Origin of the sequence: Microbacterium sp. UBA1097, from assembly GCF_002313585.1 — a bacterium.
Classification (GTDB): domain Bacteria; phylum Actinomycetota; class Actinomycetes; order Actinomycetales; family Microbacteriaceae; genus Microbacterium.
The window spans coordinates 1-22,743 of record NZ_DCBW01000002.1; the positions used below are offsets into that span (position 1 = coordinate 1).

25 protein-coding genes and 1 tRNA gene are annotated in these 22,743 nt (G+C 68.1%); 7 read left to right on the forward strand and 19 right to left on the reverse strand.

Annotation, left to right across the window (positions count from 1 at the left end; translation table 11 throughout):
- Positions 1–187: 187 nt before the first annotated feature.
- The 3 genes from B4F19_RS00015 to B4F19_RS00025 are packed head-to-tail and all read right to left on the reverse strand — an operon-like array spanning position 188 to position 2,442.
- A complete protein-coding gene (locus B4F19_RS00015; protein WP_101305188.1) occupies positions 188–1,411 on the reverse strand; it encodes an MFS transporter in 1,224 nt (407 codons plus the stop codon).
- Positions 1,408–1,788 (reverse strand): ArsR/SmtB family transcription factor, encoded by a 381-nt coding sequence (locus B4F19_RS00020; RefSeq protein WP_067121069.1) that lies wholly within the window; start codon positions 1,786–1,788, stop codon positions 1,408–1,410. Before B4F19_RS00020 ends, B4F19_RS00015 begins: the two co-directional genes overlap by 4 nt.
- A 48-nt stretch (positions 1,789–1,836) precedes the next feature.
- The gene (locus B4F19_RS00025) at positions 1,837–2,442 is read right to left on the reverse strand and encodes a TetR/AcrR family transcriptional regulator C-terminal domain-containing protein (RefSeq protein ID WP_067121071.1); all 606 of its coding nucleotides are present in this window, start codon (positions 2,440–2,442) and stop codon (positions 1,837–1,839) included.
- 93 nt (positions 2,443–2,535) lie between these two features.
- On the opposite strand from B4F19_RS00025, the gene B4F19_RS00030 reads away from it, so the two are divergent.
- Positions 2,536–3,477 carry a cation diffusion facilitator family transporter gene (locus B4F19_RS00030; RefSeq protein ID WP_292732121.1) on the forward strand — a complete coding sequence of 314 codons (942 nt, stop codon included), beginning with the start codon at positions 2,536–2,538 and terminating at the stop codon, positions 3,475–3,477.
- A 45-nt stretch (positions 3,478–3,522) separates the two neighbouring features.
- Here the strand turns inward: B4F19_RS00030 and B4F19_RS00035 are convergent, their stop codons facing one another.
- Entirely contained in the window at positions 3,523–3,909 is a 387-nt protein-coding gene (locus B4F19_RS00035) for a four-helix bundle copper-binding protein (protein WP_067121088.1), read from the reverse strand.
- Positions 3,910–4,038: 129 nt separating this feature from the next.
- Between B4F19_RS00035 and B4F19_RS00040 the strand changes: the two genes are divergently transcribed.
- The 3 genes from B4F19_RS00040 to B4F19_RS00050 all read left to right on the forward strand — a co-directional run bounded on the left by B4F19_RS00040 (position 4,039) and on the right by B4F19_RS00050 (position 6,066).
- Complete coding sequence (locus B4F19_RS00040) at positions 4,039–4,464, forward strand: DUF6153 family protein (RefSeq protein WP_067121074.1); 426 nt, start codon at positions 4,039–4,041, stop codon at positions 4,462–4,464.
- 79 nt (positions 4,465–4,543) lie between these two features.
- Entirely contained in the window at positions 4,544–5,155 is a 612-nt protein-coding gene (locus tag B4F19_RS00045) for a DUF305 domain-containing protein (protein ID WP_067121076.1), read from the forward strand.
- A gap of 71 nt (positions 5,156–5,226) precedes the next feature.
- Complete coding sequence (locus B4F19_RS00050) at positions 5,227–6,066, forward strand: F510_1955 family glycosylhydrolase (protein ID WP_082914452.1); 840 nt, start codon at positions 5,227–5,229, stop codon at positions 6,064–6,066.
- A gap of 29 nt (positions 6,067–6,095) precedes the next feature.
- On the opposite strand, the gene B4F19_RS00055 is transcribed toward B4F19_RS00050, so the two are convergent.
- The 13 genes from B4F19_RS00055 to B4F19_RS00115 all read right to left on the reverse strand — a co-directional run bounded on the left by B4F19_RS00055 (position 6,096) and on the right by B4F19_RS00115 (position 18,467).
- Positions 6,096–6,166, reverse strand: a tRNA-Cys gene (locus tag B4F19_RS00055).
- 58 nt (positions 6,167–6,224) lie between these two features.
- Positions 6,225–6,539, reverse strand: a complete 315-nt coding sequence (locus tag B4F19_RS00060; protein ID WP_067121078.1) for a metal-sensitive transcriptional regulator — start codon at positions 6,537–6,539, stop codon at positions 6,225–6,227.
- Positions 6,540–6,557: 18 nt separating this feature from the next.
- Complete coding sequence (locus B4F19_RS00065; RefSeq protein ID WP_067121080.1) at positions 6,558–8,732, reverse strand: heavy metal translocating P-type ATPase; 2,175 nt, start codon at positions 8,730–8,732, stop codon at positions 6,558–6,560.
- An 18-nt stretch (positions 8,733–8,750) separates the two neighbouring features.
- A complete protein-coding gene (locus B4F19_RS00070) occupies positions 8,751–9,956 on the reverse strand; it encodes an FAD-dependent oxidoreductase (protein WP_067121082.1) in 1,206 nt (401 codons plus the stop codon).
- A 62-nt stretch (positions 9,957–10,018) separates the two neighbouring features.
- Positions 10,019–10,231, reverse strand: coding sequence for a YHS domain-containing protein (locus B4F19_RS00075; protein ID WP_067121084.1), 213 nt, complete (start codon positions 10,229–10,231; stop codon positions 10,019–10,021).
- A 143-nt stretch (positions 10,232–10,374) separates the two neighbouring features.
- Positions 10,375–11,895: a multicopper oxidase family protein gene (locus B4F19_RS00080; RefSeq protein WP_101305190.1), complete on the reverse strand. Its 1,521-nt coding sequence runs from the start codon at positions 11,893–11,895 to the stop codon at positions 10,375–10,377.
- Entirely contained in the window at positions 11,892–13,139 is a 1,248-nt protein-coding gene (locus B4F19_RS00085; protein WP_184214646.1) for an MFS transporter, read from the reverse strand. Before B4F19_RS00085 ends, B4F19_RS00080 begins: the two co-directional genes overlap by 4 nt.
- Positions 13,136–14,287, reverse strand: coding sequence for an FAD-dependent oxidoreductase (locus B4F19_RS00090; protein WP_067119688.1), 1,152 nt, complete (start codon positions 14,285–14,287; stop codon positions 13,136–13,138). Before B4F19_RS00090 ends, B4F19_RS00085 begins: the two co-directional genes overlap by 4 nt.
- 55 nt (positions 14,288–14,342) lie before the next feature.
- Positions 14,343–14,639 carry a metal-sensitive transcriptional regulator gene (locus tag B4F19_RS00095; protein WP_067119691.1) on the reverse strand — a complete coding sequence of 99 codons (297 nt, stop codon included), beginning with the start codon at positions 14,637–14,639 and terminating at the stop codon, positions 14,343–14,345.
- 55 nt (positions 14,640–14,694) lie between these two features.
- Entirely contained in the window at positions 14,695–14,937 is a 243-nt protein-coding gene (locus tag B4F19_RS00100) for a YHS domain-containing protein (RefSeq protein WP_067119694.1), read from the reverse strand.
- Positions 14,938–14,986: 49 nt separating this feature from the next.
- Positions 14,987–17,260 (reverse strand): heavy metal translocating P-type ATPase, encoded by a 2,274-nt coding sequence (locus B4F19_RS00105; RefSeq protein ID WP_067119698.1) that lies wholly within the window; start codon positions 17,258–17,260, stop codon positions 14,987–14,989.
- Between the two features lie 35 nt (positions 17,261–17,295).
- Positions 17,296–18,258: a heavy metal-binding domain-containing protein gene (locus B4F19_RS00110; RefSeq protein WP_067119702.1), complete on the reverse strand. Its 963-nt coding sequence runs from the start codon at positions 18,256–18,258 to the stop codon at positions 17,296–17,298.
- The gene (locus B4F19_RS00115; RefSeq protein WP_067119704.1) at positions 18,258–18,467 is read right to left on the reverse strand and encodes a heavy-metal-associated domain-containing protein; all 210 of its coding nucleotides are present in this window, start codon (positions 18,465–18,467) and stop codon (positions 18,258–18,260) included. The genes B4F19_RS00110 and B4F19_RS00115 overlap by 1 nt, the downstream gene beginning before the upstream one ends.
- 442 nt (positions 18,468–18,909) lie before the next feature.
- On the opposite strand from B4F19_RS00115, the gene B4F19_RS00120 reads away from it, so the two are divergent.
- From B4F19_RS00120 to B4F19_RS00130, 3 genes are all read left to right on the forward strand, one after another.
- Complete coding sequence (locus B4F19_RS00120; protein WP_138174610.1) at positions 18,910–19,233, forward strand: hypothetical protein; 324 nt, start codon at positions 18,910–18,912, stop codon at positions 19,231–19,233.
- Positions 19,234–19,410: 177 nt separating this feature from the next.
- Entirely contained in the window at positions 19,411–19,737 is a 327-nt protein-coding gene (locus B4F19_RS00125) for a MarR family transcriptional regulator (RefSeq protein WP_138174612.1), read from the forward strand.
- Positions 19,727–20,365 carry a hypothetical protein gene (locus tag B4F19_RS00130; RefSeq protein ID WP_171024261.1) on the forward strand — a complete coding sequence of 213 codons (639 nt, stop codon included), beginning with the start codon at positions 19,727–19,729 and terminating at the stop codon, positions 20,363–20,365. The genes B4F19_RS00125 and B4F19_RS00130 overlap by 11 nt, the downstream gene beginning before the upstream one ends.
- Here the strand turns inward: B4F19_RS00130 and B4F19_RS00135 are convergent.
- Together B4F19_RS00135 and B4F19_RS00140 are read right to left on the reverse strand one after the other, a co-directional pair.
- Positions 20,316–21,461, reverse strand: coding sequence for a hypothetical protein (locus B4F19_RS00135; protein WP_138174616.1), 1,146 nt, complete (start codon positions 21,459–21,461; stop codon positions 20,316–20,318). The genes B4F19_RS00130 and B4F19_RS00135 overlap by 50 nt on opposite strands.
- A complete protein-coding gene (locus B4F19_RS00140; protein WP_228179189.1) occupies positions 21,458–22,531 on the reverse strand; it encodes a helix-turn-helix domain-containing protein in 1,074 nt (357 codons plus the stop codon). The genes B4F19_RS00135 and B4F19_RS00140 overlap by 4 nt, the downstream gene beginning before the upstream one ends.
- Positions 22,532–22,743: the final 212 nt, after the last annotated feature.

The following is a 22,743-nucleotide window of genomic DNA, read 5'->3' on the forward strand; positions in this document are numbered from 1 at the left end:
GGACATTTCAGAAAGATCCCTACAACACCTATTGTAGGAACCGCTCAGAGATGTCCACGACGACTCGACGAGACCGAGGAATCGCGGCTAAAGTGTCCGCGTCCAACGCGTGTGTCTACTCCTCGAGTTGTCCATCGCGGTTCGAGCTGACGACACCCGCCAGAAACATGTGCTCGCAGCTCATCGTTTACAGAGTGGTGACGACGGTACCTGCTGGTTTGTACAGCACAGCCAAGGCGGTAACGCCGACGATGGCGAATCCGAGCAGCGCGCTAGCCGCGATGGGCAGTCCAATGACACCGAGCCAGCCCGCGATCGGGTAGCTAACCAGAAAGCAGCCGTGCGAAAGTGCGAATTGTGCGGTGTATACCAGGTTGCGGTTAGCGGGGGTGGACGCGTCGGCTAGAAGCCGTGACGAAGGGGTGTTAATCAGCGAGGTACTGGCACCGAGCAACGCCCAGGTGGCAAGCAGCATCCACCAGCCCTCTCCCGTGGTCGTGGCGATAATCGTCATCGCGATGGCCGCGATCAGACCCGAAACAAGCGTCCAGGCACCGATGCTCATGGCGCACAAGACACCGATGCGGTCGACGATCCACGGGACGTTGAGGGCAATGATCAGGGAACCGACCCCATACGCGCCGAGGGCGAGGGCGAGGGCGGTGTCATCCAGGTCGAACACGCCTTTGGTGTAGACGACGGAGTTGACCAGGACGATAGCGGTGCCGGCCGCGACGACCACGTTGGCGGCCATCAGGAAGCGGAGGCTGGGCGTGCGGGCGAACACGCGCAGCCCGGTTGGCAGCCGCTCCCAGAACGTGCCGGTGGACGCATCGGGTACGTGTGCGGGAAGGCGGGCGATGAGGACGAGGGTGGCGGAGGCGGCGAAGCCGACGGCGGTGCCCACGAACAGGTTGTTGTAGCTGATCACGGCAAGTAGGGCTGCGGCGATGACGGGGCTGAGGATCGAGTCGAGATCGTAGGCGAGGCGTGACAGCGCGAGGGCACGAGTGTACTGCTGGGGGTCGGGCAGCACGCTCGGGATGAGTGATTGGAAGGCGGGGGTGAAGGTCGCGGACGCGGACTGCAGCACGAACACGAGCACGTAGATCTGCCAGGTGTCCTGGACGAAGGGCAGGGTGAACGCGATCGCGAGTCGAACGGCGTCGGCGCCGACCAGAACGGCCTTCTTGGGGAGCCTGTCCACGAGCGCTGCAACCAGGGGTGCGACGCCGACGTAGGCGACCATCTTGATCGTCAACGCGGTGCCGAGCACCGATCCGGCGGCATCTCCGGCGATCTCGAACGCGAGCAGTCCGAGGGCAACGGTGAGCAGGCCGGTGCCGACAAGGGCGATGACCTGGGCGAAGAACAGCGCCCGGTAGGTGCCGTTGCGTAAGACGGTGATCATGGCGCCACAGGGCGGCTGGCGTCGGCTCCGGCGTGGTGGTGCGGGGCGGCGCCACCGAGGGAGTGCTCGGCTTGGAAGATCGCGTCCGTGACCAGCTGGCGCGCGTGTTCGTCGGCGAGGGCGTAGAACACGCGGGTGCCGTCTTGTCGGGTGGTGACCATACGGGCCAGGCGCAGCTTGGCGAGATGCTGGGAGACGGCGGCGGGTGACTTGTCGACGATGTCGGCGATGTGGTTCACGGACAACTCCCCGGCTCCCTCGAGCGCGAGGATGATCCGCACGCGGGTGGCGTCAGCGAGCATCGCGAAGACCTCGACGGCGAGCTCTACGTAGAGGCTGTCGGGGTCGCGGCCGCATGTCACGTTATCTGCATTCATACGCAGATTCTTCCATATGGAGGGATGGCTCGCCGCTGACGATGATGCTCAGTCGAGGTGGCGGGCGCGGTGCAGGAGCGCGTCCATGCCGAATTCAAGGTGTGCGGCGGCGTTGTCGTCGAGGAAGAGATCGCGGACGCTGGTGAGTGCGGGGAACGAATGTGCGGCGAGTTCCTGCTCGAAGCGGTGGGCGCCGTCCTCGGGGGTGGTCTGTTCTTCGTGGACGAGTCCGACCACGAGGTAGTTGAGGCTCCAGAAGGTGGTGACGGCGAGGTCGGGGTCGACGCCGGCATCGAGCAGCGCGGCAATCACCGCCTCCCCTAGCCGCAGGGTGTTGGTTTCGGAGACCCTCGTACCCGAGACGAGATGTGCGCCGTCGCGGTGGTTCAGAAGGACCTGGCGGTAGCGGCGGAAGATCTCTTTGACCCGGTCGATCGGCGGGTGTGGGAGGTCGTCGAAGGAGAGCTCGCCGAGAATGGCGTCTGCCATCAGGTCGAAGAGGCGCGCTTTGCTCCCCACCTGCAGCGACACCGAGTTGAGGTGAACGTCGAGATGTCGGGCGATCCCACGGAGGGTGATGGCGTCCGCCCCGCCGCGATCGAGCAGGGCCAAGGCGGCGTGGATGACGTCGCGGCGGGATAGTCGGTCGGCCACAGGTCTCTCCTCCGAGCTTGGTCAGTGACCAACACTGTAGTATCTTGGTCACCGATCAAGGAAATTGGTCACTGACCAAGTAAGGAGTGGGACATGGGTGCGGGTCACAACCACGGTGCACCGACTACCGAGGCAGGAGCGCCCGGGGATCACCGAGCACGACTGTGGATCGCGTTCGGCCTGACGGCGACGATCGTGATCGCGCAGGCGATCGGTTCCATCGTCACCGGCAGCCTGGCGCTGCTGACGGACACCGCACACGCGATCACCGACGCGTCCGGTCTGCTGGTCGCGCTGATCGCGGCGACGCTGATGCTGTGGCCGGCTAATCCGAAGCGGACCTGGGGATTCCGACGCATCGAGGTGATCGCCGCACTCGGGCAGGCCGCACTGCTGCTGGTGGTGGGCACTTACGCCGCCGTCGAAGGTATCCGACGCCTGTTCGAGCCGCCGGAGGTCGCCGCGGGAGAGATGCTCGTGTTCGGCATCGTCGGCCTCGCGGCGAATGTGATCGCGATCGTGATCCTCTCCTCGAGCCGCGGCGCGAACTTCAATATGCGGGCAGCGTTCCTGGAGGTGATCAACGATGCACTCGGCTCGCTCGGGGTGATCGTGGCCGCGATTGTGATCGCCACGACCGGGTTCCAGCAGGCCGACGCGATTGCAGGGCTCCTGATCGCGGGACTGATCGTGCCGCGCGCGATCATTTTGATGCGCGACACCACCCGGGTGCTCATGGAGTTCACCCCTGCCGGGCTCGACTTGGACGAGGTACGCCGGCACATCCTTGAGCTCGAACACGTCACCGACGTGCACGACCTGCACGCATCGACGGTCGCCACTGGCCTGCCCACCCTGACCGCGCATGTGGTGGTCGAGGATGAGTGCTTCACCGACGGGCATGCCGCGGAGGTGTTGCACGAGGTACGCGAATGCGTGGCCGGTCACTTCCCGGTGTCGATTCAGCACTCGACCTTCCAGATCGAGACCGCGCACCTCACCGAGGACGAGCCAGCCCTTGTCCGCCACCGCTGAGCCGGGCCCCCCAGCGCCGCGGTAGCGGTCGGCGGAGGAAGGGTGTCAGAGCGTCGCGAGCAGGTTAGTGCAGGCCTGTTCACAGCGGCGGCAGGCGTCGGCGCAGACCCGGCAGTGCTCGTGCATGTCCGCGTGGGTGTCGCACTCGGCGGCGCATGCGGCGCACGCTGCGCGCAACGCCTCCAGCGCGGCACGAAGCACGGTGGTGTCCGTGCCGGTGTGGCGAGAGAGCAGGCGCGCGGTGGTGTCGCAGAGGTCGGCGCAATCCTGGTTCAGACGGATGCAGGTGGTCAGATCGGCGACCATCTCCTCGCTGAGACAGGCGTCGGCGCAGGTCGTACAAGCCTGGCCGCACTCGAGGCACGCGTCGATACAGGCCAGGAGCGCGTCTCGGTTGGCGATGTCGTTGGCTCGGGGGTGGGTGTCGAACATTTGGGCGGTGACGGTCACGGCCTTCTCCTTTGAATCGGTGAGGGGGTTACGTTACGTCGCTGTTCCGGATGCCGGCGACCCCCTTGGGTTACGGTGCGGGGGTATGGTACGGACGGTAGGCTGGACGGGATGATCGGCCTGTCCGCGTTGCGCCTGCGGCTGCCGCACCCGGTGCGGTGGCTGGTTGCCGTGTGCTTCGCTGCAGCGGTCATCGTCGGGTTGATGGGGATGCACACGATCTCCTCGGGACACACCGCCCCTACGACCTCGGAGAATGTCGAGATGCCGGGCGGGGCACCTCACCACTCGTCGGCGCCCGCGACCGGCGATGAGGATGCGGAGGCGTGCGCGTCGTGCAGCCCGAGCGGGGGCCATGACGTTCTGATGATGATGTGCGTGCTGGCGTTGCTGGCAGCCGCCCTCGTGCTGCTGGTCCCCCGCGCCGCATGGTCGTCTGTGTGGGAGCGGCATGCATTGCGTCCGCCGGTGACGCGGTGCCGGCCGGCCCCGGACCGGCCTCCCTCACTCCTGGAGCTGTCGATCAGCCGAACGTGACACGCACTGTCCCTGCCCTCTGGGGCGGGGGTGAGGTTCATTGCCCGTACGCGGGTTTCACGAGTGTTTGAGAGGACTGATGATGAACAAGAAGATGCGTTTGGCAGCGGTCGCGGCCGTACCGCTGGCAGCGGTGCTGTTCCTGGCCGGCTGCGCGGACAACGGAGGCAGCATGCCTGGAATGGATCATGGTGGGTCGTCGTCGGCCCCGTCGGAATCGGCGGAGGCGGACTTCAACATGGCGGATTCGATGTTCGCGATGATGATGATCCCGCATCACGAGCAGGCCGTCGAGATGAGCGACATGATCCTCGCCAAGAGCGACGTTGATCAGCGGGTGCTGGATCTGGCTCAGCAGATCAAGGACGCCCAGCAGCCGGAGATCGAGACGATGCAGGGATGGCTCGCCGAGTGGGGCGTGTCCAGTGACGACATGGACATGGGTGAGATGGAGCACGGCGGCGGGATGATGTCTGACGAGGACATGGCGGCGCTGGAGTCGGCGTCCGGGGCCGAGGCGGCACCCCTGTTCCTGGAGCAGATGATCGCCCACCACCAGGGGGCGATCGAGATGGCCGAGACCGAACTCGCCAACGGGAAGAACGCGGACGCGTTGGCGCTCGCGCAAGCCGTGGTCGATACACAGTCCGCGGAGATCGAGACCATGCAGGATCTGCTCGGCCAGCTCTGAGCCCGATCCGTCGAGTGGGGGCGCCGCTGCCATGCGCGGTGCCCCCACTCTTCGAACGCGGAGGTACGCGTATGCACGTCCATACGAAGACACTGGCGGCGGGCGCCGCTGCTTCCGCCCTCCTGATGCTGGCGGGGTGCGCGGACACTCCGACGTCGCCGCCGGCTGGGGACGGGCGCACCGGGGTACCGAGCCATGTCCACGCGGTGGTCGTCGCCCCGGACACTGACCAGCTTCTCCTGGGAACGCATGAAGGCATCTACGAGGTCACCGACACCGGGGAGTGGGGTGGCCGGGTCAGCACGGACAGCTTCGACGCGATGGGACTCACCGCCACTTCGCAGACACTGATCGCGTCCGGTCACCCCGGCCCCGGAAGCCCCGCCGAGTGGGGGGCACCGAACCTGGGCGTGATGCGCAGCACCGACGCAGGGGTGAGTTGGGAGTCGGTGGTGTTCGGTGGGGAGAAAGACTTCCACGCCCTCGCCGCCGGCGCCGATGACACGGTGTACGCCATCGCCACGGACGTCAGCGACGTGATCCGCAGCGACGACGCCGGGCTGACCTGGGAACCTACCGGTGCGGATCTGGTAGCGGCCAGTCTCGCCGTCGACGGTCGCGGACGGGTGATCGCGGCCACCGAAGAGGGTGTGCAGATCAGCACGGACGGCGGTGCGTCCTTCGCGGCGTGGCCCGAAGCGCCGCTGCTGTACACGTTGGGGGCTGCGGCCGACCGGACTCAGGTGGTCGGTGTCGGCACCGATGGGCAGATTTGGGTGACCGGAGCCGGTGCCGCGAGCTGGGAGCCGGCAGGTCGCGTGGACGGCCGGGTGCAGGCGGTCGGTATGGACGCCGCGGGCCGCATCGTGATCGTCGACGAGACCAGCGGCATCACGATTCTGCCCGGATAGCCCGCCGGGCACGCGACGGGCCGTATGCGAGGTGCCTACGGGAGTCGAACCCGTCTAGACGGCTTTGCAGGCCGTTGCCTGACCGCTCGGCCAAGGCACCGAGTGTCCCCTTACCGGGGACGTGGACGCAGCAGCGTGGGATCGCCCGTCTGGTCCGGTTAGGACCGGACCAGACGGGCGATCGCGTCGCTGGCTTCCTTGATCTTCTGCTCCGCCTGGTCACCCTCCATGCGCGCCGCGTCGAGCACGCAGTGTTTCAGGTGGTCGTCAAGCAGCCCGACGGCCACGGCCTGCAGGGCGCTGGTCAGAGCGCTGATCTGGGTGAGGATGTCGATGCAGTACTTCTCTTCATCGACCATCTTCGAGATGCCCCGCGCTTGACCTTCGATCCGCTTGAGCCGGTTCAGGTATCGGTCTTTGTCGGTGATGTACCCGTGGGGGGCGTGAGCGGTGTCGGGTGCGGGTGTGGTCATGGCCGGGTTCCTTCGGGTTTAGCTGTCCAGCGCTGCGCGGGTGCTGGCTTCGGGGCTGAGGTCGATGCGGCGCAGCAGCTGCGCGTTCAGGGCGACCACGACGGTGGACAGGGACATCAGGATCGCACCGATCGACATCGGCAGGACGAACCCGATGGGGGCGAGCACGCCGGCGGCGAGCGGCACGGAGATCAGGTTGTACCCGGCAGCCCACCACAGATTCTGCTTCATCTTCCGGTACGCCGCACGCGACAGCTGGATCACCGACAGCACACTGCGCGGGTCGGAGCTCGCGAGGATGACCCCGGCGGACGCGATCGCGACGTCGGTGCCGGCGCCGATCGCGATGCCGACGTCGGCCTGCGCGAGGGCGGGGGCGTCGTTGACGCCGTCGCCCACCATCGCGACCTTGCGGCCCTCCTTCTGCAGCTCGGCGACCTTGCTGGACTTGTCCTCCGGGCGCACGTGCGCGAAGACCCGGTCGATGCCCAGCTCGGCGCCGACGGCGTTCGCGACGGCTTCGGCGTCGCCGGTGATCATGACCACCTGGACACCCAGCTTGTGCAGGGCATCGACGGCTTCACGGGACTCGGGGCGGATCTCGTCGGCGAGCTTGAGCCCGCCGATGACTTTTCCGTCCCGGGTCACGTGCAGGATGATCGCGCCCTCGCTACGCCACGCGTCCGCCGTGTCGACCTCGCTGGCACCGACGTCCTCGAGCAGACGGGGACCGCCGACACGGATCTCCGCACCGTCGACGGTCGCGGTGACACCGACCGCCGGGGAAGAGGAAAACCCGGTCGCCTTCGGCAGGGTCAGGTTCTTGTCCTTCGCGGCGCGAACGATGGCCCTAGCGAGCGGGTGCTCACTGTCGGCCTCGGCCGCCGCGGCGATCGCGAGCACCTGGTCAGCGTCCAGGTCACCGACCGGTTCCACGGCGGAGACGGTGGGCTCGCCCTTGGTGAGGGTGCCGGTCTTGTCGAACAGCACGGTGTCGACGGTGCGCATGCTCTCGAGCGCGAGCCGGTCCTTCACCAACACCCCGCCACGGGCGGCGCGCTCAGTGGCGATGGACACCACCAGCGGGATCGCCAGGCCCAGCGCGTGCGGGCAGGCGATGACCAGCACGGTGATGGTGCGCACGACCGCCGCATCGGGATTGCCGACGACAGTCCACACCACCGCGGTGATCGCGGCGGCGCCCAGCGCGAACCAGAACAGCAGCGCCGCCGCCTTGTCGGCGATCCGCTGCGCCCGAGAGGACGAGTTCTGTGCCTCCGTGACCAGCCGCTGAATACCCGCGAGGGTGGTCTCATCCCCCGTGGCGGTGACCTCCACGCGAAGGCCGGAGTCTGTGGCGACGGTGCCCGCGGTAACGGGGTCGCCAGTGCCGCGGGCGACGGGGCGGGATTCACCGGTGACCATGGACTCGTCCATGTCGGCGCGGCCGTCGACGATCTTCCCGTCGGCGGGGACGCTGCCGCCGGGGCGGACCACCACCACGTCCCCGACCTGCAGGTCGGCGGGTGAGACCTTGACGATCTGGTCCCCTTCGACGCGCTCTGCCTCATCCGGGAGCAGCGCCGCGAGGGTGTCCAGCGCGGAGCTGGTCTGGGCGAGGGAGCGCATCTCGATCCAGTGACCGAGCAGCATGATCACGATCAGCAGCGCCAGCTCCCACCAGAACTCCAGCTCGTGGTGCAGCAGGCCCAGGGTGGCGCCCCAGGACGCGAAGAACGCGACCGTGATGGCCAGACCGATCAGCAGCATCATGCCGGGTTTGCGGGAGCGGAGTTCGCTGACCGCACCGGTCAGGAACGGCCACCCGCCCCACGCGTACATGACGGTGCCGAGGACGGGGGCGATGAACAGTGCCCAGTCGGGGACGGTGTAGCCGAGGATCATCGCGAACATCGGGGAGAACGCCACGACCGGGACGGCGATGATCAGGTTGATCCAGAACAGTCGCCGGAACTGGCCGACGTGATCCCCGTGCCCACCGTGCCCGCCGCCGTGGCCACCACCATCGTGACCTGCGTGGTCCCCGTGGCTGGCCTGCGTGCCGTGGCCGGTGTGGGTGTCGTGCTGGGTGGGCGGCTCGGGGGTGTGGTCGCCGTGGCGGGTGTCTCCCCCGGTGGCGGTGGCGGCCTTGCCGGTGGGGTGGTCGGTGTGGTGTGCGTGCGGGTCAGTCATCGGTTCACTTCCCTGTGCCTAGCGTTGGTGTGAGTCTGCCGTCGCGGTTCCCGCGGAGGCGAGGTCCTGCGGATCGGTCGCGGCAGGAGTATGAAGGTTCGGCATCCACCCGAACACCGCGGGCACGGCGTCCAGCCCGAGCACCCCGACGGGGACACCGTCATGCTCGTGGACGACCAGGAGCGGGTCGGTAGTGTCGATGCGTGCGGAGGTGTGACCCCCGGTGATCCCGGCACCGGCGACCATCATGCCGTGCACGGTTGCCGTGAAGGGGGCGCGGGGCTGGTAGTCGCCCGGGTGGGTGCCGGCGCCGAGGTCGGCGAGCATGGTGCGTGCGGCATGTTCACCCTGCGCGGCCGCGTCCGACCAGTGATCGATGCGCCAGGCGCCCAGGGTGGTGTCATAGTGTGCGGCGACCCCGCCGGCGCTGTAGACGCCGGGGGTGGCGGTGCGCAGCTTCCCGTCCACGATGACCCCGTCTTCCCAAGGGGCGGGGCCGGTCGGGGTGGTTCCGTGGGCGATGATCAGCAGATCCGCCGTCAGCTGTGTGGTGTCGTCCAAGGCGAGCTCGAGCTGTGTGCCGGTGTCAGTGACGGCGGTGAGGGTGCGGCCGAACGCGACGTCCACGTGCTCCCGGTGCGCGGCGGCGAGGCGCTCCGCGGCGCCGGCGCCGAACACGCTGACCCCGGGGGTGGTCGCGCGGGCGAGGAGGGTGACCTGATGTCCACGGTCGCGGAGCAGCGTGGCGGTCTCGGCCGCGACCAGACCGGCACCGGAGATGACGATCTGCGCGGGGCGGCCAAGCGTGCCCAGGAGGTCGCGGACGGCGACCGCGTCTTCCAGGGAGTGCAGGGTGGTGACCCGTCCTGCCTCCGTGGCGGCGGTCAGGCCGGGCAGCGTGTCCGGCAGCAAGCGGGGGGTGCTGCCGGTGGCGAGGAGGAGCGCGTCGTACGGTTCGATCCGGCCGGATGCGAGCCGCACGGTCTTTCCCTGTGGGTCGACCTCGACCGCGGTGTCACTTATGACCTCCACCCCGGGGGTGACGACCTGTTCCGGGGTGAGCAGCCCGATCGCGACCCCCTTGTTGACCAGGGTGCGGTTGTACGGGGCCTGTCCGGTGCGGTCGACGAGGGTGACGCTCACCGTGCCGGAACCGTGAAGAACGCGCGCCGCGGCCGCGCCGGCGGCGCCGGCTCCCAGGATGAGGACCTTCTGGGGTGACAATGTTGCTCCTTGCGTCTCGCGAATGTGGGGGCTGGTGACCGGTATCCCCGGCCTGTGGTCGGTTAGGCGGCCGTGGCGTACTTGGCGGGGTCGGCGTCGAAGAGGGGGCCGCAGGCGGAGCAGCAGAACCAGTACCGCTGCCCGTCGTAGTCCCGGTAGAGGCCTTGGGCTTCCGCGGTGCTCTTGCTGACGGTGCTGCCGGGCATCACCGGGCAGGTGACGATGTCATCGGCGGGGGTGCCGGCGGGTGCTTCGTGGTGATGGTCGTGGCTCATATCCGTTGCTCTCCGTGATGTGGGTCCGGGGCGGCAGCCGTCGTCGCTGCCTCGTTTGTCTGCGTCCGAACCCCTCCAGGCTATACCCTGTACGGGTATGACAACAGGTGGGGTGTGGCGTGTATTCCCTGGACTGCTGGTGCTCAGGGGCGGTAGGCGAGCACGGTCATCATCCCGGCTTCGCCGTGGTAGATGTTGTGGCAGTGGGTCATCCATTGGCCGGGGTTGTCGGCGTCGAACTCGAGGTCGAGGGTTTGGTTCGGCAGCACGATGGAGGTGTCTTTGCGGGGGCCGCCACCGGCGTGCTGATAGGTGTGGCCGTGCAGGTGGAAGGGGTGCCACATGTCGGTGTCGTTCGTCACCCGCAGCCGCACCCGTTCCCCCGCGACCAGTGCGTGCGCGCCGCGCAACGGGTTGTGCATGTCGAACTGGGTGCCGTTGAACCCCCAGTCGTAATTGGCCATGCTGCCGGTGAGGGTGAGGTCGAGGGTGCGGTCCACGTCACGACGGTCGAGGGTGACCTCGGGTGCGGCGAAGAGCATGCTCGCCACCGCGACGACGCGGCCTTCGCCCAGTTCGGCGATGTCCGCGTCCGGGGTGGGCGCCTGTCCGCTGCCGGTGCGGATGATGGCGAAGCCGCGTTCCCGCTTGCCTTCGGCCTCCGCCACCAGGGGGAACGCACCGTCGCCCAGGGTGACGATCACGTCGTAGCGTTCCCCCATTCCCACCAGGACGCTATCGGCAGCGACCGGGTCGACGGGGAACCCGTCGGTGTGGGTGACGGTCAGCCGGTGCCCGCCGATGGCGACGCGGAACGCGGTGTCGCCGCCGGCGTTGATCAGCCGGATCCGTACCCGCGTGCCGGGCGTGCCGGTGAATTGGGCGGGGTCGGCGGCGGGTTTGCCGTTGATCAGGTAGTGCGGGTAGTACACGTCGCCGGCGTCGCCGCCGAGTAGGTCGGAGTCGGCGCCCATCAGCATGTTCCCCATCCGCATGAACATGTCGCCGTGCCCGCCCATGTCGCCCATTCCTTCTCGCAGCTGCTCGAGCACCGCGTCGGGGGTGGCGGTGACCCCGTCCAGCCAGTCGTCGAGGACGATGACCCATTCGTCGTCGTAGCGCAGCGGCTCATTCGGGTCTTCGACGATGAGCACCCCGTATAGGCCGGTGTCCAGCTGGGCGCCGACGTGCGGGTGGAACCAGTGCGTACCGGGGTCGGGGGCGATGAACTCGTATTGGAACGACTCGCCGGGGCGGGTCGCGGTCTGGGTGAGTGGGGGGACGCCGTCCATGTCGTTGCGGAGTGCCAGGCCGTGCCAGTGCACGGACGTGTCGACGGGGAGGGTGTTGCGCAGGGTGGCCTGCAGGGTGTCTCCTGCCTGGACGCGCAGGACAGGCCCGGGGATGCTGCCGTAGGAGAACGTGGACGCGGGTGTTCCTGCCAGATCGAGGGTCGCCGCCGCCGCCGTCAGCGTCGCGGTGACCACGCGGCCGGTGCCGCCACGGCCCCGTTCGGTGCGGTCGACGGCCGCTCCCGTCGGGCTGACCCAGGCGGGGGTGGGGGTGCAGGCGGCCAGAGCTCCAACCGCGGCGGCGGTGGCGCCGAGGGCGAGGAAGCGTCGCCGGGTGAGGTGGGGGGAACGGCGGGGCGCGGGGGCGGTCATGGTCGGCGGGTCCCTTTCGGTCGATGTTGCGTGGCGGGCGGTGTGAGCTCCGTGGGGGTGCGCAGGTGGGTGAGGGTGGCGGTGATGCTGAGCAGCACCACCACTCCCCCCAACACGGCCGCGGCTCCAGGGAGGGTGAGAGCGGGGACGAGGAAGCCGGCCAGCACGACGGGGACGGACATCGCGAGGTAGGAGATCGTGTAGATCACGGCCATAACGGTGGCGCGCTGCCCGGGGTCGACGTGCGGCAGCAGGGTGCGCATCGCGCCCATGAAGGCAGTCCCGAACCCGGCACCCACGACCGCGACACTGGCGAGGTACCCGGGCAGAGTTGGCACGGCCAGCGCGGCGAGGCTGAGCACGGTGCCTGCGCCGAGAGACACGGCCCCGAACACGCTGATCCGCCGGGCGGTGGCCCCCTGCAGTGCGGTGGCGGCGACCACCCCGGCCGCGGCGAGGATGATGATGGACCCGGCCTGGTGCAGGTAGGTGTCGGCGTGGAACCGGGTGGCGATGATCCCCGGTCCCAGGGCGAGGAACAGACCGTTGGTGACCCACCCGGCGATGATGGCGGGGGCGACCGAGACGATGATCCGCCGCCGCGTCGCCGCCGAGACCCGCCGGGCCCGTGGGTCCGGTCCCGCGTCCCCGGGAAGGACGGGTGGGGTGGGAATGGTCCAGGCGGTGGCGGCGAGGAGAGGGAACACCGCGGCGAGGAGCAGAAAGATGGTGCCCGCGTCGATGCCGGGTAGGTCCAGCAGTCCAGCGGCGGTGAGCGCCCCGAGCCCGAGACCGGCCATGGGGGCCACGGTGTTGGCCAGCGCGGCCGCCCCCAGCCAGCGGGAGGGTTCGTGGTCGACCATCATGGCGTTCAGAACCGGGACCAGCAGTCCCGCCGCCAGGCCTTGCAGGGCGCGGGCGGCGAGCAGCAGCAGGAAGGAATCGGCGGCCCAGAACATCAGCAGGCTCACCGACAGGGCCACCGATCCGACGGTGAGGATGCCGCGACGCCCGACCCGGTCAGAAAGCGACCCGAGCGTCAGCAGTGCGAGCAGCAGCGGGATGGCGTAGATCGCGAAGATAAGAGTGGTGGCCACCGGGGGCAGCTGGAGCTGCTCGGTGAGTTGCGGGTAGAACGGGGAAGGCGCCGACGCGGCCGCCATTAGCACGACGGTGCCGGTCACGGCGAGACAGAACCCGCCGCGGGCACGAGTGGCCGGGGTCACAGGGGTGGCGGCGGTCATGCGGCGCTCTCGTGCAGGTGCTGGGCGGTTTCGTGGACGGTGGCGACCGCGTCGACACCGCTCACCCCCACCAGAGCACCGTTGAGCGTGTGCGTGACGAGGGTGCCGGGTCCTGGGCCCTGTCCTTCGGTGGCGGGCGTCATGGTGTACCCGATGCCGGTGATGGCGGTGCCGTGGATCAGTGACGTGTAGGAGCTACGAGGACGGTAGGGTCCCGGGTCGGCGGCGCCGGTGCGGTCGTGGAGCACCGCGGCGGCGGCGTGCTGTCCTTGCGCGGCCGCGTCGGCCCAGTGATCCAGGCGCCAGATCCCGAGGTGGTCGTCGCGGTGTATGGCGGTGCTGCCGGCCGCGTACACGTGCGGGGCAGTGCTCCGCAGCCGGTCATCGACAGGCACCCCGGAAGAGAACGGTCCCGGTGCGGTGGGGGCGTTGCCGAGGGCGGTGATGAGCAGGTCGGCGGAGAGCGTGGTGGTGTCATCCAGGGTGATCCCCAGCAGCGGGCTCCTGTCACGGACGGCGGTGATCGTGCGGCCCAGGAATGTGGTGATTTTGCCGCGATGGATGCCGGTGATGTGGGCGGCGATCTGCGCGCCGAAGGAGGCCCGCCCGGGGATGCGGGAGCGGCTGATGAGGGCGACGTGATGTCCGGCGGCGTGGAGTGCGGACGCGGTCTCCGCGCCGGTGAATCCGCCGCCGTAGATCGCGACCCGGGACGGCCCGGCGGTGCGGGTGAGGTGTTCTCGGATCTGTTGGGCGTCCTGGATGCTGTGCAGGGTGACGACCTGGTGCCGTGCAGCGGGAGTGTGCCGCCCGGGCAGGCCCGGGGTGAGGGTGTCCGGGCGGCTGCCGGTGGCGATGATGACCGCGTCGTAGCGCAACTGTGCGCCGGAGGCGAGGTGCACGATGCGGCTGATCGGGTCGAGGTGGGTGGCGGTGTCTGCCAGCACGGTGACGGGCGGGAGCGGCGCGTGGATGGTCTCGGGCAAGGTGGGACCGAACGCGACGCCGGTGATGTGCATCCGGATGTACGGGGTCTCGTGGGTTCTGCCGACCAGGGTGACGTGGATGTCCTCGTGGCGGGCGAGGGCTGTTGCGGCGGCGACGCCGGCTGCTCCTGCCCCGAGGATGAGGACATGGTGGGTGGGCATGAGGTGCAGTTCGCTTCCGGGGTACGGGGGTCGCGGCGCTGCGAGGAGGGCAGGGTCAGGACCGGATCAGCTGGGTGATCGCGGTCGAGGCGGCATCAAGGACGGTGTCGTCGGTGAGGGTGCCGGTGGCGTGCGCGTGGCGCAGGTAGTCCGTCAGCAGGGCGAGACCGACACCCTGGAGCGCGCGTTGGGTGGCGGAGATCTGGGTGAGGGTATCGATGCAGGGGCGTTCCTGCTCGATCATCCCGGTGAGCCCGCGAATCTGCCCTTCCAGACGGCGCAGCCGGTTCCGGTAGGTGCGGGGGTCGGTGATGTAGCCCGGTTCGCGGGCGGCCGCGATGGTGGAGGTCATGAAGGGTCCGGTCTCCCGGTGCCCGCACGGGGTGTGTGGGCACCGGGAGTGAGGCTCAGGCCATGGCGGCGGCGTAGCGGGCCGGGTCCGCGTCGAACGCGGGACCGCAGCCGGCGCAGCAGAAGTAGTACCGCTCGCCCTCGTAGTCGCGGAACAGGCCGGCCGCCACGGCGGTGGCCTTGTTGACCGGGGTGCCCTCCATCACGGGGCAGGTGGTCATGTCGGCGCCACCGGCGGCGTCGAGGAGGTTCTCACGGCCGCCGGGGGCGGGGGCGCTGGTGCTGCAACAGCTGGACATGGGTGGTGTTCCTTCCGATGTGGGTGGTAGGTGCTGCCGGGTTGCCCGGTCAGCGGGCGATGCTCTTGAATCCGCGCAGACGCAGGCTGTTGCCCACGACGAACACGCTGGACAGTGCCATGGCGGCACCGGCGAGCATCGGGTTGAGGAGACCGAGGGCTGCGACCGGGATCGCGGCCGTGTTGTAGGCGAAGGCCCAGAACAGGTTGGTCTTGATAGTGCCGAGGGTCTTGCGGGACAGCCGGATCGCGTCAGCGGCGCTGCGCAGGTCGCCGCGGACCAGGGTGATGTCCGAGGCCTCGATCGCGACGTCGGTGCCGGTTCCCATCGCCAAGCCGAGGTCGGCCTGCGCGAGCGCGGGGGCGTCGTTGACACCGTCTCCGACCATCGCGACGACCTTTCCCTCGCCTTGGAGGCGGGTGACGACATCGACCTTGTCCTTCGGGAGGACTTCGGCGATGACCTGGTCGATACCGACCTCGGCGGCGATCTGGCGGGCGACCGCCTCGTTGTCGCCGGTGAGCAGCACCGGAGTCAGGCCGAGTGCCTTGAGCTGGGCGATGGCCTCCTTGCTGGTCGGCTTGACGGTGTCGGCGACGATGAGGATGCCGCGAGCGGCACCATCCCATCCGACGGCGACGACGGTCTTGCCTTCGCTTTCGGCCTGCGCCTTCGCGGCGGCAACCTCGGCGCTCAGGCGCAGCGACCACTCGGCCAGCAGCGATTCCCGGCCGACGATGAGTGCGTGTCCGTCGACGACACCCTGCACGCCCTTGCCTTCCAGGTTCGTGAACCCTTCCACGGTGGGGAGGGTGCCGGTCTGCTGGGTGGCGCCCTTCGCGATCGCCTGCGCGATGGGGTGCTCGGAGGCGTCTTCGAGTGCACCGGCGAGGCGGAGTAGCTCGTCCGCATCGGTGCCCGGCTCGGTGACGACGTTGACCAGGGTCATCTTGCCGGTGGTGACGGTGCCGGTCTTATCGAGCACGACGGTGTCGACCTTGCGGGTGGATTCCAGCACTTCCGGGCCCTTGATCAGGATGCCCATCTGCGCGCCGCGGCCGGTGCCGACCAGCAGCGCGGTCGGCGTGGCAAGACCCAGGGCGCACGGGCACGCGATGACCAGCACGGCGACGGCGGCGGTGAACGCGGCAGCGACAGGGAACCCGGCACCCAACCATGCCCCCATCGCGACGACGGCGATGAGGATCGCAATCGGGACGAACACGCCGGAGATCTTGTCGGCCAGGCGCTGCACCTCAGCCTTTCCGGTCTGGGCGTCCTCGACGAGCTTGGCCATCTGCGCCAGCTGCGTGTCCGAGCCGACCCGAGTGGCGCGAACTACCAAGCGTCCGCCGGCGTTCACCGTGGCTCCGGTGACGGGGTCGCCTTCGGCGACCTCGACCGGGACGGATTCGCCGGTGAGCATGGAGGCGTCCACGGCGGACGTGCCGGAAACCACGACACCGTCGGTGGCGATCTTCTCGCCCGGGCGGACGATGAACTCGTCCCCCGCCTGCAGGTCCTCGACCGGGATCTTCGTCTCCACCCCGTCGCGCAGCACGGATACTTCCTTCGCGCCGAGCTCGAGCAGCGCGCGCAGCGCGGCGCCGGCCTGACGCTTGGACCGCTTCTCGAAGTAGCGGCCGGCGAGGATGAACATCGTCACCCCGGCGGCGACTTCGAGGTAGATGTTCGCGGCTCCTTCCGAGGGGGCGAGGGTGAGCTCGAACGGGTGCGTCATCCCGGGGGTGCCGGCGGTGCCGAAGAACAGCGCGTACAGCGACCACAGGAACGCGGCGGTCGTGCCCATCGAGATGAGCGTGTCCATCGTCGCGGTGCCGTGCTTGAGGTTCGCCCACGCCGCCTTGTGGAACGGGAACGCCGCCCACACGATGACCGGCGCCGCCAGCGCCAACGACGCCCACTGCCAGTAGGTGAACTGCAGGGCGGGGACCATCGCCATCGCGATGACCGGGACGCTCAGGACGATGGAGACGATGAGCCGATTGCGGAGGCTGGTCAGCTCCGGGTCGGCATCGTCCGCGTCCCCGCCCTCGGCGGTGTCGTTCTTGGCCTTCTTCGGGGCCGGAAGCGCCGCGCTGTAGCCGGTCTTCTCGACCTCGGCGATCAGCAGGGCCGGGTCGTATCCGGCGGGGATGGTGACCTTCGCCTTCTCGGTGGCGTAGTTGACCGTGGCGGCGACGCCGTCGAGCTTGTTCAGCTTTTTCTCGATCCGCATCGCGCAGGAGGCGCAGGTCATCCCGCCGATCTGGAGTTCGACGGCGGAGTCCGCGGTCTGTTCTGCGGGGGCTGTGGTGCTCATGGTGTTCCTTCTTCTCTCAGATCACCGCGGGGCGGTCAGTGACCGTCGCCCGTGTCGCTGTGTGTGTCGTCCGTGTCCGTGTCGCCGGTGCCGTGCCCGGCGTCCACGACGAACTCGGCGGTGTGGACCTGCCCGTCGACCTGGAAGTCGAGGTAGAGCAGGTACCGGCCGGTGGTAGGCGCCTCGGCCGCGAATCGGATGTCGGGTCCGGCGGTGTCGCCGTCCTGCGGGTCGTCGCCTTCGGCGTGCACGTGCAGGTAGGCCAGGTCCCCATCGCGCAGCGCGACGAGGTGCCCGAAGGCCCCAAGGTACGGCTGCAGGGTGGTGACTGGCTGCCCGTCACGGGTGACCGACAAGGTTAGCTCGGAGCTCTCCCCCGCGGTCAGGTCCCCATCGAGGGTGACCGTGTACCCGTCGACCTCGCTTGTCGTCGACGTGGCGGTCGCCGGGTTCGGGGTGAACGCGCCCGCGACGTCGACCGTGCGGGTCAGGGTGACCTTGTCGGGGCCGTCGGCGACGTCCGGCACGAAGTCGGCATAGATCCGGTAGCTGCCGGCTTCGGTCCACTCCCAGGAGGTCGTCCAGGTGCCGGTGGCCTCGTCGAGCGTGGGGTGCACGTGCCGGAACTGGGTTCCATCGGTGCGCACCACGATCAGGTGCAGGTCCTTCTCATGCGAGGACTCGTACGCGGTCAGCGCAGTCCCGTCAGCGTCGAGGATCTGGAAGCTCAACTCGCCTGACTCGCCCGTTCCGGTGGGCGCGGCGATCGGGCTGAGTTCGTATCCGTAACCGGAGAGGGAGACGCCGGGGATGGTGGCGGTCTCGGCGGTGTCCTCGCCGGTCATGCCGGCGTGATCGGCCATCGAGCTGTCGTCAGCCGCGGCCGTCCAGTTGGCGACGGCGCTGTCCGGGACGACAGCTGCCGCGATGCCGAACGCCCCGCCGAAAGCCACGACGACGCCGGCGCCATACAGGCTGAGTCGTCCCGCAGCGTTCATCAGGCGCGCACCGCGGAGTAACCAGCCTCGTCGACCGCGGCCAGCACGGCGGCGTCATCCAGAGCACTGGTGGAAGACACGACGAGCTTGCCGGTCTGGGCGCTCACCTGGATCTCGTCCACGCCGGGGATCTGGGAGACCTCTTCACGGATGGACATCTCGCAGTGTCCGCACGTCATGCCGGTGACCTGGTACTCGCTGGTGGCCATGATGGTTTCCTTCCGTCGGTGATGCGCCAGAATCGGCGACACCCACCCTAACACCCCTACCCCCCTAGGGTATTCCGGAGTACTGAGGAAATCGTGGTGTCCATGCTCAGATTTGTTTGTGGCATCGCGTGAGACCTACCGCCTCGAACCGGCCGCCTGTGCGTGAATTACGTCTCCCGCCCAGCAGCTATCCCCTTGCTGCAGGAGAGATCACCCGAACCACCCGACCGAAATGTCCATATGGACACCACGTGGACACTTCATCTGCGAAATGGACATTTTAGAAAAATCCCTACATGAGCAGCTTTGTACTAAATCACTAAACAGCTAATCACTAGTAAATGTCACATTCACTACCAAGCTCGATGTTGCGCCTGTCAGATACACAACAAACCTCCGCCGACCAGTCGGCGGCGTCCGACGCATATGAGACACTCGGAGCATGACGGCGATCCACCCGATTGCCCCCGAAGACTCCAAAGCGCTCTTCGGGAACAGCTACATGCACACCGTGCTGGTCGAGATCACCCGGCACGGCGATGAACCGTTCTCCCCGAAGCAGATCATCGACGCCACCGGACTGCCCGGCGGGATCATCCACCCGCTCATCAAGAGGCTGAAGTCCAGGCATTTCATCGAGTACCTGGGCCGTGTGCCCGGGGAGAAGACCACGCTGTACCAGGTCCGCGACAACCCCTACATGCGCGCCGCCCGCGAGTACGCCGAAGCTGCGCCCGAGATCCCGCAGCATCGAGCCGCCAGCTAACCCACGGCGCCCCGGATCGACCCACAGCTCGGTCGCGACGACCGGTGAGCGACGTGTTCGACGTGCGTCGCGCCACCACGTGCCACCGCTGCCGAATTCGCAAGGTGCGGCGTCCAGAGCACACACTGGTGCGTTCTCCATGTTTCATGAATCTTGAATTTGATCTAGACTGGGTAGGTGCCAACCCTTGCCCGCGCGGCCGAGCTGTCGAAGGCGGTCTTCGGCAGCGAGCACATGCTTTCCGTGATGTGGCAGATCTCGCAGGCACCGGACGCAACGTTCAACGCTCCCGCCATCGAACGGGCCACGGGCCTGGCCGGGAGCATCGTGCACGGCATGCTCGCACGACTCAAACGCGCCGGCCTCATCGAGGTCGTGGGCCATCTCGAGGGAGAACGCACCCTCGCCTACCAGCGTCGCGACCATCTCGTATGGCAGGCGGCATCTCAACTCACGTCCGAGGTGACTGACACCCTGGGCATCGGAGGCCCCTATGACAGCTAGCCCCTCCACGACCGTCGCCGGGACGTCCGGGGTGAGTTGGCAAACCGGTGCCCATCGCGTCCACGTCGACCTCGAGCTTCACCTCCCGGAGATCCAGCGCCGCCGCGCCACAAACGCGGCGGGGTCTGTACAAGACCTGGACACTCTGCGGTTCCTGCTGACGCTCCCCGTCGATCAGCCCACCGCCCTCGCGGGCCTCGATGCGTACGAGCGGCGCCTGGCTCGGCGAGCCGTCCGCTGCGGGTTCGCCGAAGAGCGCGCCGTCGCCCGCAGCCAGTCCACTCTCATCCGAAGAGCGGAGCCTCCCGTGACGGTGCGGCTGATATCGGTGTTCGGCCCGTTCCGTCGCAGCACCCTGCAGTTGGCGACGACATTCGCCCCCTACGGGCGTCGTCGACTCGTCGTCCCCTCTGGACGGCTCGACGAGATATTGTTGCTCGAAGCAACCTTCTACGGTGTCGGCGTTACGGTGGCCGACGCCAACGGCGAGCGGACCGTCGCCGCGTCGGCGCCCTTCCAGCCCGCCCGGTTCACTGGCGCCTCCTGGCTGTTCGCTGAGCGCATCTACGGCCAGGCGCTCAGCTCAGCGACCGCCACCGGGCAAGTGTCGGCGGCATCGAGATCATGACACCCGTGTGCTGGGCGAGCCGAACATGCTCCGCTTCAGCCTCCGCCAGACGCTGATTCCACCACCGTGCCACTTGAGAGGTCCCCATCGAGGTGACGATACCTGCGATCTCGTCCAGCGCGGCCAGATTGTGCAGGTGAGCCCGGAGCCGATCCTCATCGGAGCCGGTGAACGAGTCCACCGCGCGTCCCTCACAGTGGCGACACGGGCACGGCCACGGAGTCGCGCTGGCGAACCACTTCAGGTGCATCTCGCTGGACCGGGCGAATCGCATCAGCTCCGGCATCAGCACGTGCGGCGTGCGATCACCAGGGCGACTCGAGTACGGTCGGCTGCCCGGCACCGGCAGGCGCCGCAGGCTCGGGATCTGCCCGATCACGGCCGCGCGAGCGCCGGACGCGAACGCATCGATGCCAGCGAAGTCCGCCCGCCACGGCACCGCACCCTTCACCTCGCCGAAGAACCGGCGATACGACTCCGGCGCCCCCTTGAGATTCAGAGGATCACCCGCCTTCGCTCCCAGCGCCAACGCCACCGGATGACGGCTCCGCGCGGCGACCGCGATCAACTGCGAGATGTGATCCGGCGTCGACCACTTCTGATGGACGGCCAACGGGAGGATCACGTCGTCGCGGTCGATATTGTCCGCAGCCGCGAGGACCGCCTTAAGCGCCCCCGGGTCTGCGACGTCCACAAACCCCGCTGGGATCACCGCGACCGCCGCGCCTGCATCGCGCTGCGCCTGGAGAGTCTCCTCCACCGTGGGCGCGATGAGCGCATCCACCGGTTCATCGATAATCAACGGGCGCTCGGCCGTCGCCGGAGCGAGCACCGAAGTCGGCTCGATAAGGAAAACCAAATCCTGATGCCGCGCCCGCAGGCGCCAGGCGGTCTGAAGAGCCGTCGGCCCCGACAACACCATGCCGCCGTGTTCCATGTTCACGTGCGGGGCGGTCTGCATCGTCTCACCGCCAGCCATCGTGAACACTCGCCCGCCCAAAGTGCGCTCGACCAGCGTGGCACCGGCGAGCGACTCACGCGTCGTCCGCGAAACCAGAGAGCTGTCGACCACCTCGATGTTGGCCCGATCGGTCATGCTGCGCTCCTCACGTAAAGGTCTTCGAACTCGTCCTGAACCAGGAACGCGTCGCGCGCGAGCTCTGCGACGCTCTCACCCTCATTCAGCCGCTGCTGCACCACCCGGTCGATCAGACCAGGATGTTCCTCGGCGATCGCTACCGGCTCTACGCTCCGATATCCGGCGCGGGAGAGCTCGATGTTCAACTGCCGGTAACGGCCCTCGCTGATCACATCCAGATCCACCGCACGCCGCAGCAGCGCCGCGATCGACACCCGCCACTTCGACTTCAACCGTGCCAAGCCCGGGATCGTCACCGGTGCCGCCGCCAGATCCATGCGCACATCCTGCGCCGGCATCAAGAACTCCGCCGCGAACCGATCCGCCTCAGACTCCTGCGTCTCCGACGGCACCTGATGCATCACCGCGTGCGCAAGCTCATGCGCCAGCGAGAACCGCTGCCGATCCGGCGGAATGTGATCTCCCAGCAGCACCACTGGTCGCTGTCCTTCCGGCCAGCTCACCATCGCATCGATCCGCTCCGACCCCAACGATCGCTTCACCACCACAACCCCGGCATCCTCCAGCGAGCGCACGAGGTCTTCCAGCGGACCGGACGCGATACCGATCGACGCACGCACCTCCTGCGCGATCTCCTCCGGAGTATCGAAGCCATCGGGCGGAAGCGGGTGCCGCACCAGCCGCACCGGCGTGTCTCCCGCGACGAGCCCCGTCACTTGCAAGTGCAGCAATTCCAGTTCTGCCCGCAACCGGTTCGCCACCGACAGGGGCAACGTGGAGCGCTTGCGATGGAACACATACGGCGCCGCTCCCTCATCCACCGGGACCGTCAGCAGCACCGGTGGAACACGCAGCACACCGCTCAGCTTCTCCAGGCGGTCGGGGTCCAACTCCACCAGCCCGGATTCCGCCTTCGACAGCACCGCTTGCGAGATCCCCGTGGCTTCGGACAACGCACCCTGCGTCCACCCACGCGCAACTCGGACCGTGCCGAGCATCACCCGGCCGGTCCGGCGATCAGAAGCAAACTCTGCCATGACTCCCATCTTAGTCAGCGCCTCCGACAATCGCGCGATCCATGTGCAGAAATATTCTCGCGTGTTGGATGTGAACAGCCCACTCTGACCGCGACCCCACGCCAGACCGGGTCGACGGAGATGAGCCGCCCGATCACGTCGATGCCAAATCCATCCACCGCACTTGGCCGAATGGCCAAGTGCGGGCCAAGTTGACACAGAAACGGCCATCTTCACGTGGTGAATATTCGCTTCTCTGAGCG

Coding starts and splice junctions, on each gene's coding strand:
- B4F19_RS00075 (WP_067121084.1), bottom strand. CDS start 10,231: ATGAGCCACGACCATCACCACGAAGCACCCGCCGGCACCCCCGCCGAT.
- B4F19_RS00115 (WP_067119704.1), bottom strand. CDS start 18,467: ATGGCCACCAGCGAGTACCAGGTCACCGGCATGACGTGCGGACACTGC.
- B4F19_RS00045 (WP_067121076.1), top strand. CDS start 4,544: ATGATGAACAAGAAGATGCGTTTGGCAGCGGTCGCGGCCGTACCGCTG.
- B4F19_RS00035 (WP_067121088.1), bottom strand. CDS start 3,909: ATGTTCGACACCCACCCCCGAGCCAACGACATCGCCAACCGAGACGCG.
- B4F19_RS00095 (WP_067119691.1), bottom strand. CDS start 14,639: ATGACCTCCACCATCGCGGCCGCCCGCGAACCGGGCTACATCACCGAC.
- B4F19_RS00040 (WP_067121074.1), top strand. CDS start 4,039: ATGATCGGCCTGTCCGCGTTGCGCCTGCGGCTGCCGCACCCGGTGCGG.
- B4F19_RS00030 (WP_292732121.1), top strand. CDS start 2,536: ATGGGTGCGGGTCACAACCACGGTGCACCGACTACCGAGGCAGGAGCG.
- B4F19_RS00120 (WP_138174610.1), top strand. CDS start 18,910: ATGACGGCGATCCACCCGATTGCCCCCGAAGACTCCAAAGCGCTCTTC.
- B4F19_RS00060 (WP_067121078.1), bottom strand. CDS start 6,539: ATGACCACACCCGCACCCGACACCGCTCACGCCCCCCACGGGTACATC.
- B4F19_RS00085 (WP_184214646.1), bottom strand. CDS start 13,139: ATGACCGCCGCCACCCCTGTGACCCCGGCCACTCGTGCCCGCGGCGGG.
- B4F19_RS00020 (WP_067121069.1), bottom strand. CDS start 1,788: ATGAATGCAGATAACGTGACATGCGGCCGCGACCCCGACAGCCTCTAC.
- B4F19_RS00050 (WP_082914452.1), top strand. CDS start 5,227: ATGCACGTCCATACGAAGACACTGGCGGCGGGCGCCGCTGCTTCCGCC.
- B4F19_RS00100 (WP_067119694.1), bottom strand. CDS start 14,937: ATGTCCAGCTGTTGCAGCACCAGCGCCCCCGCCCCCGGCGGCCGTGAG.
- B4F19_RS00080 (WP_101305190.1), bottom strand. CDS start 11,895: ATGACCGCCCCCGCGCCCCGCCGTTCCCCCCACCTCACCCGGCGACGC.
- B4F19_RS00090 (WP_067119688.1), bottom strand. CDS start 14,287: ATGCCCACCCACCATGTCCTCATCCTCGGGGCAGGAGCAGCCGGCGTC.
- B4F19_RS00130 (WP_171024261.1), top strand. CDS start 19,727: ATGACAGCTAGCCCCTCCACGACCGTCGCCGGGACGTCCGGGGTGAGT.
- B4F19_RS00015 (WP_101305188.1), bottom strand. CDS start 1,411: ATGATCACCGTCTTACGCAACGGCACCTACCGGGCGCTGTTCTTCGCC.
- B4F19_RS00135 (WP_138174616.1), bottom strand. CDS start 21,461: ATGACCGATCGGGCCAACATCGAGGTGGTCGACAGCTCTCTGGTTTCG.
- B4F19_RS00065 (WP_067121080.1), bottom strand. CDS start 8,732: ATGACTGACCCGCACGCACACCACACCGACCACCCCACCGGCAAGGCC.
- B4F19_RS00110 (WP_067119702.1), bottom strand. CDS start 18,258: ATGAACGCTGCGGGACGACTCAGCCTGTATGGCGCCGGCGTCGTCGTG.
- B4F19_RS00105 (WP_067119698.1), bottom strand. CDS start 17,260: ATGAGCACCACAGCCCCCGCAGAACAGACCGCGGACTCCGCCGTCGAA.